The sequence below is a fragment of the Methylocapsa polymorpha genome (assembly GCF_045689225.1).
Taxonomy (GTDB): domain Bacteria; phylum Pseudomonadota; class Alphaproteobacteria; order Rhizobiales; family Beijerinckiaceae; genus Methylocapsa; species Methylocapsa polymorpha.
In genome coordinates this window covers 673,325-686,813 of the sequence record NZ_CP136862.1, presented here as the reverse complement: position 1 = coordinate 686,813, position 13,489 = coordinate 673,325, and the positions used below count along the sequence as shown (strand labels likewise).

General features: G+C 62.8%; 14 protein-coding genes. 8 read left to right on the top strand and 6 right to left on the bottom strand.

The genetic code is table 11. The annotated features are described in order from the left end of the window. Positions 1 to 4: 4 nt before the first annotated feature. The 3 genes from trxA to queD all read left to right on the top strand — a co-directional run bounded on the left by trxA (position 5) and on the right by queD (position 1,458). A complete protein-coding gene (gene trxA / locus RZS28_RS03345) occupies positions 5 to 325 on the top strand; it encodes a thioredoxin TrxA (RefSeq protein WP_407339795.1) in 321 nt (106 codons plus the stop codon). 130 nt (positions 326 to 455) lie between these two features. Further along, positions 456 to 1,091, top strand: coding sequence for a 7-carboxy-7-deazaguanine synthase (queE, locus tag RZS28_RS03340; protein ID WP_407339794.1), 636 nt, complete (start codon positions 456 to 458; stop codon positions 1,089 to 1,091). A gap of 10 nt (positions 1,092 to 1,101) precedes the next feature. Further along, entirely contained in the window at positions 1,102 to 1,458 is a 357-nt protein-coding gene (gene queD / locus RZS28_RS03335; RefSeq protein WP_407339793.1) for a 6-carboxytetrahydropterin synthase QueD, read from the top strand. An 89-nt stretch (positions 1,459 to 1,547) separates the two neighbouring features. Here the strand turns inward: queD and RZS28_RS03330 are convergent, their stop codons facing one another. From RZS28_RS03330 to trpA, 4 genes are all read right to left on the bottom strand, one after another. Continuing rightward, positions 1,548 to 1,757: a hypothetical protein gene (locus RZS28_RS03330; RefSeq protein ID WP_407339792.1), complete on the bottom strand. Its 210-nt coding sequence runs from the start codon at positions 1,755 to 1,757 to the stop codon at positions 1,548 to 1,550. 136 nt (positions 1,758 to 1,893) lie between these two features. Continuing rightward, the gene (locus RZS28_RS03325; protein ID WP_407339791.1) at positions 1,894 to 3,207 is read right to left on the bottom strand and encodes a bifunctional folylpolyglutamate synthase/dihydrofolate synthase; all 1,314 of its coding nucleotides are present in this window, start codon (positions 3,205 to 3,207) and stop codon (positions 1,894 to 1,896) included. A gap of 22 nt (positions 3,208 to 3,229) precedes the next feature. After that, positions 3,230 to 4,099, bottom strand: a complete 870-nt coding sequence (accD, locus tag RZS28_RS03320; protein WP_407339790.1) for an acetyl-CoA carboxylase, carboxyltransferase subunit beta — start codon at positions 4,097 to 4,099, stop codon at positions 3,230 to 3,232. A 71-nt stretch (positions 4,100 to 4,170) separates the two neighbouring features. After that, positions 4,171 to 5,007 carry a tryptophan synthase subunit alpha gene (gene trpA, locus RZS28_RS03315; RefSeq protein WP_407339789.1) on the bottom strand — a complete coding sequence of 279 codons (837 nt, stop codon included), beginning with the start codon at positions 5,005 to 5,007 and terminating at the stop codon, positions 4,171 to 4,173. Positions 5,008 to 5,292: 285 nt separating this feature from the next. Here trpA and RZS28_RS03310 point away from each other — a divergent pair, with 285 nt between their 5' ends. Then, positions 5,293 to 5,670, top strand: a complete 378-nt coding sequence (locus RZS28_RS03310; RefSeq protein WP_407339788.1) for a DUF1236 domain-containing protein — start codon at positions 5,293 to 5,295, stop codon at positions 5,668 to 5,670. Between the two features lie 72 nt (positions 5,671 to 5,742). Here the strand turns inward: RZS28_RS03310 and RZS28_RS03305 are convergent, their stop codons facing one another. Next, a complete protein-coding gene (locus RZS28_RS03305) occupies positions 5,743 to 6,396 on the bottom strand; it encodes a cytochrome b/b6 domain-containing protein (protein ID WP_407339787.1) in 654 nt (217 codons plus the stop codon). 187 nt (positions 6,397 to 6,583) lie between these two features. After that, the gene (locus tag RZS28_RS03300) at positions 6,584 to 7,108 is read right to left on the bottom strand and encodes a hypothetical protein (RefSeq protein ID WP_407339786.1); all 525 of its coding nucleotides are present in this window, start codon (positions 7,106 to 7,108) and stop codon (positions 6,584 to 6,586) included. Between the two features lie 243 nt (positions 7,109 to 7,351). Between RZS28_RS03300 and RZS28_RS03295 the strand changes: the two genes are divergently transcribed. The 4 genes from RZS28_RS03295 (at position 7,352) to fadB (ending at position 13,426) form a co-directional block, all read left to right on the top strand. Then, positions 7,352 to 8,272 (top strand): ABC transporter permease subunit, encoded by a 921-nt coding sequence (locus RZS28_RS03295; protein WP_407339785.1) that lies wholly within the window; start codon positions 7,352 to 7,354, stop codon positions 8,270 to 8,272. Next, the gene (locus RZS28_RS03290) at positions 8,265 to 9,377 is read left to right on the top strand and encodes an ABC transporter permease (protein ID WP_407339784.1); all 1,113 of its coding nucleotides are present in this window, start codon (positions 8,265 to 8,267) and stop codon (positions 9,375 to 9,377) included. The genes RZS28_RS03295 and RZS28_RS03290 overlap by 8 nt, the downstream gene beginning before the upstream one ends. A gap of 6 nt (positions 9,378 to 9,383) precedes the next feature. Beyond that, positions 9,384 to 10,973 carry an ABC transporter ATP-binding protein gene (locus RZS28_RS03285; protein ID WP_407339783.1) on the top strand — a complete coding sequence of 530 codons (1,590 nt, stop codon included), beginning with the start codon at positions 9,384 to 9,386 and terminating at the stop codon, positions 10,971 to 10,973. 302 nt (positions 10,974 to 11,275) lie between these two features. Then, positions 11,276 to 13,426 (top strand): fatty acid oxidation complex subunit alpha FadB, encoded by a 2,151-nt coding sequence (gene fadB / locus RZS28_RS03280; protein ID WP_407339782.1) that lies wholly within the window; start codon positions 11,276 to 11,278, stop codon positions 13,424 to 13,426. The last annotated feature ends 63 nt before the right edge of the window (positions 13,427 to 13,489 follow it).

Here is a 13,489-nt window from a genome sequence, read left to right as displayed (position 1 = left end):
GATCATGTCCACCGTCAAAGTCACAGATGCCACTTTCAAAGCCGACGTGGTGGGCGCAAGCGTGCCGGTCGTGGTCGATTTCTGGGCGGAATGGTGCGGCCCGTGCAAGATGATCGGTCCGGCGCTTGAGGAAATAGCCGACGAATTGCAGGGCAAGGTCACGATCGCCAAGCTCAATGTCGATGAAAACCCGGGCGTCGCCGGCGCCTATGGAATCCGAACTATCCCCACGCTGATGCTGTTCAAGGATGGCAAGCAGGCCTCCACCAAGATCGGCGCCGCGCCGAAAGGTGAGCTGAAAAAATGGATTACCGAGGCCATCTGATCCTCTGCAGCCGCGCGCCTGTTTGAAAAAGGACCTCGCGAGAGGTCCTTTTTGCTTGGCAGGAACAGGCCGAAGCGGCTTACAAGTCGCCGCCCGAACTGCGGCAGGCGATAGGCTTTAGGGTAGGCGCATGGCGAAATATGCGGTGAAGGAGCTTTTCCTCACTTTGCAGGGCGAAGGCGCGCAGGCCGGGCGCGCCGCTGTCTTTTGCCGCTTTTCCGGCTGCAATCTCTGGTCGGGGCGGGAGACGGATCGGGCCGACGCGGCCTGCGGTTTCTGCGACACGGACTTTGTCGGAATGGATGGCGCGGGCGGTGCCGGCTTTATCGACGCTGAGGCGCTGGCCGAGGCGATTGAAAGCGCCTGGGGGAGCGGCAAGGCAGATCGCTTCGTTGTCTTCACCGGCGGCGAACCCTTGCTGCAGCTCGACGAGGCGCTGATCGCCGCCACGCATGCGCGCGGCTTCGAAATCGCCGTCGAGACCAATGGAACGATCTCCCCGCCGCCGGGCCTTGACTGGATTTGCGTGAGCCCGAAAGCGGGCGCGCCATTTATTGCGACGCGCGGCTCGGAGCTGAAGCTGGTCTTCCCGCAGCCGGGCCTCGCGCCGGACGAATTTCGCGGCCTTGCCTTCGCGCATTTCTGGCTGCAACCAATGGACGGGCCTGACGTCGCTGCGAACACCGCTGCGGCGATCGCCTATTGCCTCGCCCATCCCTCATGGCGACTCAGCCTGCAGACCCATAAGCTGATCGGACTCCGATGAAGACCGCCTCATGAAGATCATGCAAGCCTTCCGCTTCGAGGCGGCGCACCGGCTGCCTAACGTGCCGGAACAGCACCGTTGCCGCCGGCTGCATGGCCATTCCTATCGCGTCGAATTGAGGCTCGAAGGTCCGGTTGATCCGGTCACCGGCTTTGTCGTCGATTTTTTCGAAGTCGAGGCGGCCTTCAGGCCGTTGCTCGAACGGCTCGACCATTACTATCTGAACGACATTGAAGGGCTCGAAAATCCCACGGCGGAGAATATCGCGGTCTGGATCTGGGAGCGGATCAGGAAGGCGCTTCCGCAGCTGACAAGCATCGTCGTTTATGAGACCGCCGATTGCTCCGCCGAATATGACGGCGGTTGAGCCCCGGAGCGCGACGCTTCAACTTGCCTGATTGGGCTCCATGCTGCGTTTCAGGAAGGGCGACTCGCAGCCGCCCTTCGTTCAGGTTTTCAGCGCCAGTGGCACACGCGACGCCCCCTGCGCCAAAAACACACCCGGCGGCGGTGGCGGCGCACGACGACGACCGCCTCCTGGACAAGGTTCTCTGTCGCCACAGCACGACCCTTGCTGATCGTTAGCGGCGCCGCTTCGACCGCGTCCGCCATCACGACAAATCCTGTTGCTGCGACGACGGCCCCGCCCAGAATTGTCGCCAACATCGCGCGACGATCCACTCCTGTAATCGGTTTCCTCCGGTAAATGTCAACCTGACGATTGGCACCTAGCGTCGGCGACGGTGAAGTCCATACTGACTTCGCTCAAAATGCGAAGCCAAAGGCTGGAGGGTCATATGGCCTATTGCGGCGGCGTTCCGTTGAGCGCCAGCACTTCGCCGGCGAGATAGAGGCTTCCCGTGATGAGGATCCGCGGCGGCGCGCGCCAGTCGCGCACGGCGAGGAAGCGCAGCGCCGACTCGACGCTTTCGCAGGCGGCGGCCCGAAGTCCCGCCATATCGGCCGCGGCGGCGACGTCGCGCGCCGAATTGGCCTGCTCGGCTGTGACCGGAACCGCCAGCACTTCCTGCGCGAGGCCTTTGAAGGCGCGGAGAAAAGCGCCGGTGTCCTTGGTCGCGAGCGTGCCGCAAATGATGACGAGTGGCTTTTGCAGCTTGTCCTCGAAATCCGCCATTGCTTGTGCGAGCGCGCGTCCGGCGTCTTCATTATGGCCGCCGTCGAGCCAGATCTCCGCGCCTTCGGGGGCGAGAGCCAACGCGTAGCCCTTAACGAGATTTTGCAGCCGCGCCGGCCATTCGGCCTGGGTCACGCCGCGCTCGAAGACGCTATGTTCGAGATCCGGCTCAATGTTGCGCACGACCGCGAGAGCGGTCGCCGCGTTTTGATGCTGATGGCGGCCGAGCAGGCGCGGCAGCGAAAGATCGAGGAGGCCGCGCTCGTCCTCGAAAATGAGGCGTCCATGCTCCTCCCTGGCGGCGTAATCCTGCCCGGCAGCGATGAGCGGCGCGCCCGCGCGCTCCGCTTCGCGCCGCAGCACGGCCAAGGCGTCCTCATGCTGAACGCTTGCGATCACGGGTGCGCCCGGCTTGATTATCCCGGCCTTTTCGAAAGCGATTTTCGCGATCGTTGGGCCCAGAAATTCCGGGTGATCGATAGAAATCGGGGTGATGACCGAAGCCCTCGGCCGCGCGATCACATTGGTGGCGTCGAACCTGCCGCCGAGCCCGACTTCAAGCAGCAGGTAATCGGCGGGCATTTCGCTGAAAAGCTTGAACGCCGCCGCCGTCGTCGCCTCGAAAAAGGTGATCGGCTCGCCCTTATTGGCCTTTTCGCAGGCGCGCAAGGCATCGAAAAGCTCGGCGTCGCCGACAAGCTTGCCGCCCCCGATGGCTCCGAGCCTGATGCGCTCATGAAAGCGCACGAGATGCGGCGAGGTGTAGACGTGGATGCGCTTGCCGGCCGCTTCGAGGATCGCGCGCATGAATGCGATGGTCGAGCCTTTGCCATTCGTGCCCGCGACATGAATGATCGGCGGCAGCCGACGCTCCGGCGACCCCAAGGCGGCGAGCAACCGCTCGATTCGCCCGAGCGACAGCTCGATCGACTTACGGTGCAGCTTGAACAGGCGAGAGAGAAGAGTGTCGAGAGAGTCCATGGCGCCCTTGTTCGCGTCGCCGTTACGCGGCGGCTTGCGCGGAGGGCGGCGTCTGGGTCAAAAGCGCGCAGAGACGGGCGAGCGTAGCGCGCATGTCGCGCCGATGCACGACCATGTCGATCATGCCATGCGCTTCGAGATATTCGGCGCGCTGAAAACCTTCAGGCAGGCGCTCGCGAATGGTCTGTTCGATCACGCGCGCGCCGGCGAATCCAATGACCGCGCCGGGTTCGGCGACATGCACGTCGCCGAGCATGGCGTAGGAGGCGGTCACGCCGCCGGTCGTCGGATTCGTCAAGACGACAATGTAAGGCAGCTTGGCCGCGCGAAGGCGCTGCACCGCGATGGTCGTGCGCGGCATTTGCATCAAGGAGAAGATTCCCTCCTGCATACGCGCGCCGCCGGAAGCCGTGAAAATGATGAAGGGCGTCTTGCGCTCGATCGCAGTCAGCATTCCGGTCACGATTGCCTCGCCGGCCGCCATGCCGAGCGAACCGCCGAGAAAGTCGAAATTCTGCACGGCGACGACGACATTTAGGCCATCGAGCTTGCCGAAGGCGAGCTTCACCGCATCGAGCATCTCGGTCTTCAGGCGGTATTCCTTGAGCCGGTCCGTGTAGCGCTTCACATCACGGAACTTCAACGGATCGAGAGGCACTTCAGGGGTCGCAATCTCTTCATAGGCCGAGTCGTCGAAAAGATTGTCGAGCCTCGCCTTCGGGGCGAAGCGCATATGATAGCCCGAGCCCGGCACGACGAAGAGATTGGCCTCGAGGTCCTTGTGAAAGACGAGCTCGCCGCTCTCGGGGCATTTGACCCATAGATTTTCGGGCGTCTCGCGGCGCAGAAGCGACCTGACCTTGGGCGGGACGACATTTGCGATCCAATTCATCGACGATCCTGTTTACAAGCGATCCTGTTCGGGCGCAGCTGGCGGTTTCGATGCGGCATGTCCGCCGAGCTTCAGCGGGCCATGGCCGCCGCCGATCGGACGCCTTTGGCGAGATCGGCGACAAGTCCGGCTACCGTATCTACGCTCTTGGCGGTCGCCTTGCCATGGGCGTCGAGCGAGGCGCGCAAAGCTTCGACAAGCGCCGAGCCGACCACCACGCCATTCGCATGGGCGGCGAGGGCCGCGGCGGATTCGGCGTTCTTGACGCCGAAGCCTATCGCGACCGGCAAGGACGTATGCTGCTTGATTCGCTCAACTGCGGCGGCGACCTTGGACAAATCCGGGGCCGCCGCGCCGGTAATGCCGGTGATTGAAACATAATAGACGAAGCCCGACGTATTGGCGAGAACGGCGGGAAGCCGCGCCTCGTCGGTCGTCGGCGTCGCGAGCCGGATGAAATTGAGCCCGGCGGCGAGCGCGGGCAGGCAAAGCTCCGCGTCTTCTTCGGGCGGTAGATCGACGACGATCAGGCCGTCGACGCCGGCCTCCTTCGCCTTGGCGAGGAAAGCTGTGACGCCGTAAACATAGATCGGGTTATAATAACCCATGAGAACGATCGGCGTCGTCTGATCGGTCTTCCGAAAATCGGCGACGAGAGCCAGGGTTTTCTCAAGTGTGGTCCCCGCCGCCAGTGCGCGCAGTCCCGCAGCTTGGATCGCGGGCCCATCGGCCATCGGATCGGTGAAAGGCATGCCGACCTCGATCACGTCAGCGCCGGCCTTCGGCAGCGCCTGCAGAAGATTGAGGCTGGTCGCAAGGTCCGGATCGCCAGCCATCACAAAGGCGACAAGCGCGGCGCGGCCTTCGCGCGCGAGATCTTTAAAACGGCGATCGATGCGAGTTGCCATGCGGTTTTGTCGGGCAATTTTCTGGCGCGAGAGAAGTTGAAAGAAACCAAGCGCGACTTTATCGCGGAGGGTCGGTTGGTCTTCCAAGGAGAAAAAGCCGTCTAGCACGAAGCGTGTCCGGACGGAAGGCCGCAGCTGCGGCGATCTTGCGAAGAACAAAGGCCCTGACCGCGCTGCTGCGGCGAAGCTTAGCCGCACATGAACGCCGACTTCATGCGCGCTTCAGCTGGACTGGCCGAAATTGCGTATTGGCAGGCGAACATGCCTGCCAATAGGAGAACGATCATGACGAAGAACATTGTCTCTCTCGGCGCAATCCTCGCGATTCTTGCTTTGCCGATGACGGCTTATGCGCAGCCGACGGGCGCGGCGTCCGGCGCCTCTACGGAGGCGGTCGCCAAGACGCCAGAGGCCCCGGCGAATGGAGCCGTTCTCACGGCTGAGCAGCGCGTCAAGATCCAGCAATATGTCAGTAAGGAGAAGCGCCCCTCGATCAAAGTCCAGGAGAATGTGGCGGTCGGCGCGATCTTGCCGGGCGCCGTCGAGCTTTATCCGCTGCCGGCCGAAATCAGCGGCAAGTCCGACTATCGCTATGCGATCGTCAACGAACACACGGTTCTCGTCGAAGCGAAGACTCACAAAGTGACGCAGATCGTCAATTGACGCGTAGGCCAAAAGGAGGGCGGCCGCTTGGCCGCTCTCTTTCTTGAAGAGGCTCGGCACCCTTGCGCCGCGTTAATTCTCAGCGCGCTTTCTGCCGGTGATCATCGCGGCGATGAGATTCTCGCGATGCGCAATGCTCGCTCCGATCACGCCCACAACGTGGAGGCCAATGAGCGCAAGGGTGATGTTCGCTAAGGTCTCATGAATCTCGCCAATCGCGCTTTCCTTGAGTCTGGCGCGTTGATCGGCAGAGGCGGGACCGGATTGGGCCGTTCCGGCAGGCGCCGGCGCCACAGGTCCTCCCAAGCTTGCGAGCGGCCCTCTGCCGAGTTCGCCGTAGGCGATGAGGCCCGTGAGAGTTGTCGCTGCGAGCAAGGTGAGCAACGCGATGGCCATCGCCGCGCCGGCGGGGCTATGCCCGAGATAGCGAGGGGCGCGCCCGCGCGCGAGGCCGCCGAGATAGCGCAGCGCATCCGCCGGCGGGCGGACAAAATCGCTGAATCGGGCGTGCTGCGACCCGACGAACCCCCAAAGCACGCGCAGGATGACGATGCCGGCAACGACATAGCCGGACCACACATGAAGGGCGTCGGGTCCGTCTTTCTCCTCCTCCGCGCTGAAATAAGCGATCGCGAAGGCGAGGACGAGGGCCCAATGCCCAAACCGGACGACAGGGTCCCACACGGCGACGGCCGACGTTGTAGACGGTGTTTCTCTCACGGTCATAGTCAGGTCTCCAGCGCGAGAGCGAGGATCAGCCTTTGCGACCGGGACTCTTGCTCGAATGCGGCCTTCCCGCCGAGCTGCTCGCGCAGGGCATGCCAGGGGACTGCACAACTGAAGCGAAGCCCTTGAGTCGGCTTCGGCCTCGCTTGTCCCTACGCATTCGAATGGCGCTCGACGTTGATCTGAATCAAGCAGGCGCCGCAGTGGACGAATCGCCATCGTCCTCATCAGGCGGCTGATCGAGAATGGCCATGAGGCGGCGCGCCCGCATCTGGTCCTGCGGATCCAATGCGGCCACCTTCGCCAAGGCGGCGCGGCCCTCATCGATCCGCCCGAGCCGCGCGAGCAGCCAGCCCTGCGCGCGCAGCGCGAACAGGAAGGCGCGCGGCTCGCCGTCGAAATTGGTGAAATCGGCGTCTTCCGCCGTGACGGCGCGCCAGTCGCTCGGGAAACGATTGCGCTTGATCGCCTCGTCCACCCAGGCCTCGACATGGGGGAGCGCCTCATCGAGGCGGCGGCGATAATAGTAGAACTTATAGGCGCCGTAGCGAACCGCGAGATGGTTTGGCGCAATTTTCAGCGCCTGCTTGATATGCTCCTCCGAGGCGCGCTCGTCCTCCCAGCAAAGCCCGACGGCGTGCAGCGCACGCTCCGCCTCCGCCGGAAGATCGCCGCCATAATAGCGCCTCTCCAGCCATTTTTCATCGTCCATCGACTTGTTCTTTCAGATCCTTGATGGGCTTAAGTAGACCGCTCTTCGGCGCCCGACAAGTTTTGCGCGCGGGTTTGGAAGCCCCGAGTCCGAGCCGCCGGAAAACTCATTCGACTCTTGGCATATTGGCGCCAAACGGCGAAAAGGGCTTTCGCCGTTTGTCTTCCGCCGAGGCGAGGAGCCACGGCGCCTTCGGCAGTAGAGCGCACGAAACTGTTAGATATTTTCGGAAGAGACCAATTCATGTTCCGGCTGGTTTTAGCGCGCATGGGCGGCGCGGTTCCGACAGTGTTCATCATTGTCGCGGCCGCGTTTTTCCTCTTGCGTCTTGCGCCGGGCGGGCCGTTCGACGCGGAGCGGGCGCTCGATCCTGAAATCGCGCAAAATCTGCGCCGCATCTATCGGCTTGACCTGCCCCTTGCGCAGCAATTCTGGCTTTATCTCGAGAGTCTCGCCAGAGGCGATCTCGGTCCGAGCCTGCATTGGCGGGATTTTTCCGTCAATGAGCTTTTCGCCAAAGCCTTGCCGATCTCGGCCGAGCTCGGCGCGGAGGCCATGCTCGTCGCCGTCATTGTCGGCGCGGGCCTAGGGGTCGCGGGCTCAGCTCGGCAAAGCGGATTCGGCGCGCATCTTGTCGATGGCGTGGCGCTTTTCGGGCTCGTTTTGCCGGCTTTCGTCGTCGCGCCTATGTTGCAACTTTGGTTCGGTTTGACGCTGCGCGCCTTGCCGGTCGGCGGCTGGAACGACGGCGCTTGGAAAAACCAGGTCTTGCCGGTCTTCACGCTCGCCTTGCCGCAGATCGCCATTGTGGCGCGGCTGATGCAAGCTGGCTTGAACGATGTTCTCGCCATGCCTCACATTCGCACCCTGCGGGCGTTCGGACTTCCGGCGTGGCACATCCAGGCGCATGCGCTTCGCGCGGCCGTTCTGCCGGCGCTCTCCTATCTCGGCCTCGCCGCGGCCAATGTGCTCACCGGCTCGGTCGTCGTCGAGACCATTTTCGGCATTCCCGGCATGGGCAGATATTTCGTCGATGGCGCGCTTGGTCGCGATTATACGCTCGTCATGGGCACCGTGGTCGTCATTGCGGTCCTCGTCATCTTCTTCAATCTCATGGTCGATCTCGCCTACGCCTGGCTCGATCCGCGAGTGCGCGATGAATAGATCCGAGCCTTCGCCAGAGCCGCAGCCGTCGCGCTTGTTCTTTTCGCCGCGCGGCGCCGGAAAAGGGTCGGTTCGGGTCAGCCTCGCCGTTCTCGCGTCGATTACGCTCCTGTGTCTCCTTGGTCCTTTGGTCTCGCCGCATCCCTACGACCGCGTCTATCGCGACTATGTTCTTGTCGGGCCATCGCTGTCGCCGCATCCGAGCGCCGCGGAGATCGACCAGGCGGTCGACGAAATCGCCCGGCGCATGCACGCGCAGATCGAAATCCAGAGCCTGGACGGCGAGGCTCTTCAAGCGACGCTTGCCGGCGACAAGCCGATCGACGCGCGCGCCTTGCGGGCGTTCGAGCGCTCCGATATTTTTTCGGCGCCGCGCATCATTGGACGCGAGGACGAAGGGCGCCGGCTGCGCATCGAGGCGTCCTTGAAGCCGATGTTTTTCCTGTTTGGGACCGACGCCAATGGCCGCGATCTTCTGACGCGCATCCTCATAGCCGGCCGCGTCTCGCTATCCGTCGGCCTGCTCGCCTCTCTCGTCGCCTTGCTCATCGGCGTCGGCTATGGCGCGATCGCCGGCTACGCGGGCGGCGGCGCTGACGCGCTGATGATGCGCCTCGTCGAGATTATCTATGCGCTTCCCTTCATCTTCTTCGTCATCGTTCTCGTCATGGTCTTCGGCCGTCATTTCGCGCTGATCTTCGTCGCGATTGGCGCCGTCGAATGGCTCGACATGGCGCGGATCGTGCGGGGCCAGACGCTTTCCATCAAGCGCAAGGATTATGTCGCCGCCGCCGAGGCGCTCGGGGCGACGCCGGCGGCGATCCTTCGGCGTCATGTCGTTCCGAATGCGGCCGGGCCGATTATCGCCTACCTAGCGTTGCTCATTCCGCGCGTGATCCTGCTCGAGAGCTTTGTCTCCTTCCTCGGCCTTGGCGTGCAGGAGCCCTTGACGAGCTGGGGCGTGCTGATCGCCGATGGCGCGCGCAATATTCAGAGCGCCGTTCATCTCCTCATTTTCCCAGCGATTTTTTTAGGGGCTACGCTCGGCGCGTTGCAGAGCCTCGGCAATAGCTGGCGCGATTCATTCGACGCGCGGAGCAATTGAACGGAGATGGCGGCCGAAGCGATCCTCTCCTTCCGCGACCTTTGCGTATCTTATGGACCAAGCTGCGTCGTCAAAAATGCAAGCTTCGCGCTCGAACGCGGAGAGGTCGCCGCGATCGTCGGCGAATCCGGGTCGGGCAAGAGCCAGACGGCGCTCGCCGCATTGAGGCTGCTTTCGCCGCACGCGGCCACAACAGGCTCGATCAGCTTCGATGGCGTGAATCTCCTCGAGCTTCCCGCGAGCCGGCTTGACGAGATCCGAGGCCGCCGCATCGCCTTCGTGTTCCAGGAGCCCATGGCGTCGCTCGATCCGCTGTTTACGGTCGGCTCGCAGATCGGCGCCGTCTTGCGGTTGCGCGCGGGGCTCTCCCGCCGCGCCGCCGCTCTGCGCGCGCAGGAGCTTTTCGATCTTGTCGGCATAGCCGAGCCGCGGCGGCGGCTGCACGCCTATCCGCATGAATTGTCCGGCGGTCAGCGCCAGCGCGTCGCGATCGCCATGGCGATCGCCTGCGGCCCCGACGTGCTGATCGCCGATGAGCCGACGACCGCTCTCGACGTCACTGTCGCCGCGCGCATTCTCGATCTTCTCATGGACCTCAAGCAGCGGCTCGGGATGGCGATGATCTTCATCAGCCACGACCTCGGCCTCGTTCGCCGTTTCGCCGATGCGATTCATGTGATGCGCAAAGGTGAGATTGTCGAAAGCGGCCCCGCCGCGGATGTTCTGTCTGCGCCGAGACATGATTATACGCGCTTGCTGCTCGCCGCCATTCCGCATCCGCACAAGAGGCGCCCTCTGCTCGACGTGCCCGAGCTTCTCGCCGCAAGCGACGTTAGAGTATGTTATCGGCTGCGCGGCGGCTGGCTCGCGGGCAAGCGCGAGATCAAGGCCGTTGACGGCGTCAGCCTCGTCCTGCGCAAAGGCCGCACGCTTGGCGTCGTCGGCGAATCCGGCTCAGGCAAATCGACCCTCGCCCGAGCGCTCTTGAAACTCACCCCAGCGAGCGGCGCCATCAGTTTTGAACATCGCGACTTGACGCCGCTCGACGCTGCTCAGATGCGGCCCCTGCGCCGCTCCATGCAGCTTGTTTTTCAGGATCCTTACGCCTCGCTCTCGCCGCGCATGCGCGTCGGCGACATTATCAGCGAAGGGTTGCGCGTGCACGAGCCTTCGATTGGGCGCATAGAGCGCGACAAGCGAGCGGCGCTCGCCTTGGAAGAGGTCTTGCTTGATCCTGATCTGCGTCGTCGTTTCCCACATGAGCTTTCCGGCGGGCAAAGGCAGCGCGTCGCTATCGCGCGGGCGATGATCTTGAAGCCGCGTCTTGTCGTCCTCGACGAGCCGACCTCGGCTCTCGACCGCGCCGTGCAAATCGAGATTCTGGATCTGCTGCTGCATTTGCAGGAGGCGCACGACTTGTCATATGTCTTCATCAGCCATGACCTCGCCGTGGTCCGCGCCTTGGCCGACGAGATCGCGGTGATGAAGGACGGACGAATTGTCGAACGGGGAGAGGCGCGACGAGTCATCGAGGATCCGCGCGAGGCTTATACAAGGACGCTGATCACCGCCGCCTTTCAAATTGGGGACGCCTGAAGACGGCGCGAAAAATCCGCTGCCGCCCTGCGCCGCCCGAGGCTGAAAGCGCCCCAATGTGTTATGCAATTAACAAATAGAAGGATTAGAAGCGTCGAGTTGGACAGGTCTGCGCATTGCGCCGCCTTCCGTCGAAGCCCTTGCTCCCACGAAAGCATGTTCCGAAAAAGTTGATCGACTTTTTCGATCAGAACATGCTTCAGCTCTTTGAATTTGAGCGATTCCTTTTCGATCAGATGATCTGATCGGGAAGCGCTCTAGGTCGGGGGTCTTGCCCGTAACATCCAATCGTAAGGTGAGACATGCTTTTTGACGGTCAAACGATCAAGCTTGAATTGCAAGATAATGGCGTCGCCGAGCTGCGCTTCGAGCGCGGCGACGAGCCGGTCAACAAGCTCGACAGGCTGACGTTCGACGAATTGCGCCGCGCGCTTGAGCTCATCGCGGCTACGCCCGCCGTCAAGGGCGTGCTCATCACCAGCGCCAAGGAGGCTTTCATCGTCGGCGCCGATATTTTTGAATTCACTGCCGTATTCAAGCAGACGCAGGGCGAGGTCGTCGCCTTCGTCGCCGAAAACAGCAAGATCATCACGATGCTTAGCGATCTTCCGGTTCCGACGGTCGCCGCAATCAATGGCCTTGCGCTCGGCGGCGGGCTCGAGATAGCGCTCGGCGCCGATTACCGCGTGATGTCGAGCGCCGCGAAGATCGGCTTTCCGGAGATTCATCTTGGCATTTTTCCGGGCTATGGCGGCACGGTTCGCCTGCCGCGCCTGATTGGCCTTCCGGCGAGCGCGGAATGGATCATATCCGGCGCTCAACAGACTCCGGAGACGGCCCTGCGGCAGGGCGCGATCGACGCGATTGCGACACCCGACGTGCTGCGCGCGATTGCGCTCGCCAAGCTTGGCCAGGCGATCGAAGGGGAGGCTGAGCAGCGTCGGCGCCGGCTCGATTTGAAGCGGGGTCTCCCTCATTCCAAAGCAGAGGCGGCGGAGCTTCTCGCCAATGCTAAAGCCCAGGCGGGGAAAGCCTTGCCGCATTTGCCGGCGGCGCATTTCGCGGTCGAGCTTTTGGAGGAAGCGGCGGGGCTCGAGCGCGACGCGGCCCTGGCGCTTGAAGCGGAGGCTTTCGGAAAGGCGGCGAAGACGCAGGCCGCAGCCTCGCTCGTCAGGATCTTCATCAATGAACAGGCGCTGAAAAAGACCGCAAGAGGCTACGCCAAGACCGCGTCGCCGGTGCGCAAGGCCGCCGTCGTCGGCGCCGGCGTGATGGGCGGCGGCATCGCCTATCAGAGCGCCGCTCGTGGCGTCCCCATCATCATGAAGGATATTGCCGACCACGCCCTCGACCTCGGGATGACGGAGGCGCGTAAACTCCTCGCAAGGCAGGTGGAGCAGGGGAGGCTCGCGCAGGATAAGGCCGATGCAATCCTGAGCGCGATCACGCCTAGCCTCAGCTATGACGGTTTCGACGCCGTCGATGTCGCGATCGAGGCCGTGGTCGAAGACATTGCGGTGAAGAAGACGGTCTTGCGGGATATTGAAGCGCTTGTCGGCGCGCGCGCGATCATCGCCTCCAATACCTCATCCTTGCGGATAGGCGATTTGGCGGAAGGCCTGCAGCGCCCCGAAAACTTTATAGGAATGCATTTCTTCAATCCGGTCGCCCGAATGGCGCTCATCGAGGTCGTGCGCGGCGCGAAGACCTCGGAAGACGCTGTTGCGACCATAGTCGGCTATGCGACGGCCTTGGGCAAGACGCCGATCGTCGTGCAGGATTGCCCGGGCTTTGTCGTCAACCGCACGCTCACGCCCTACCTCCTCGCTTTCTTGCGCCTAGTTCATGATGGCGTCGATTTCATCGAGATCGACAGGGTCATGGAAAGTTTCGGCTGGCCGATGGGACCGGCCTATCTCATCGACGTCATCGGCATGGATATTTCCCATCATGTCGTTGATATCGTCTCCGCTGGTTTTCCCGAACGCATGCAGATTTCCTTCACGAGCGCGATCGACGTTTTGCTGCGCGAGAAACGTCTCGGCCAAAAGAACGGTCACGGCTTCTACAAATACGCGAATGACTCGAAAGGCCGGCCGCGCAAGGAGGCCGACCCCGAAACTGAGCGTCTGCTCGCCGAAGCGCGGCCGAATGGAAAAAGCGAGATTTGCGAGGCCGACATCATTGAACGCATGATGCTGCCGCTGATCCTTGAGACGGCTCGTTGCGTGGAGGACGGCGTTGTAGCTTCGCCAGGGGAGGCGGACATGAGCCTCATCCTCGGCCTCGGCCTGCCGCGCTATCTTGGCGGCGCGCTTCAATACGCCGATCATCTCGGCCTCGCGAGCGTCGTGGAGCGGGCCGACAAATGGGCGAACCTCGGCGCCATCTATCGCCCGAGCGAGCGGCTGCGCGAGATCGCGGCGCGCGGCGCGCTTATCTATCCAACCTGAGGGCTTCGAAGTTTCGACGAAGCGCAGGCCTCATTGGTCTCGGCCCTTCTCGAGGAAGCGTAG